Consider the following 444-nt stretch of genomic DNA (forward strand, 5'->3'; position numbering starts at 1 on the left):
TTATTTCTATCATGTATATCTCGATCTAACCGATCCGTGGGATCCGCGCGTTCAGGCAGACATCAGCCCGAGGCGTACGCAAGTAATCGCGGCCTGCGTGCGCGTCGTCACGTTCAGCTTGCGCATCACGCGGTCTACGTGGAAGTTCACCGTCCGCTCGCTGATACCGAGGAGGGCGGCGATGGCGACAGAGGATTTGCCTTCCACCACCCGGGCGAGGACCTCCCGTTCGCGTTCGGTCAGCGTCGGGCGCTCGGTGTCCCCCACGGCCGGCGCTGTCCGCTGCAGGACGTTGTGCAGGACGGCCAGCAGCAGCTCGAAGTCGATGGGCTTGGCGACGAAGTCGTCGCAGCCCAGCTGGCGCGCCTCGATCTGGTTCTCCCGGCCGGCGAAAGCCGTCAGCAGCACGAACGGGGTCCGCGAGCCGGTCTTGCGCAATGCGCG

At 65.3% G+C, this 444-nt stretch carries 1 protein-coding gene; it reads right to left on the reverse strand.

Going from position 1 to position 444, the window contains the following annotated elements:
* Nucleotides 1-51 precede the first annotated feature (51 nt).
* The coding region (locus ACU8YC_RS27730) for a response regulator transcription factor (protein WP_446896360.1) at nt 52-444 on the reverse strand (393 nt) is incomplete at its 5' end.

The sequence above is a fragment of the Citrobacter sp. VF227 genome (assembly GCF_052950715.1).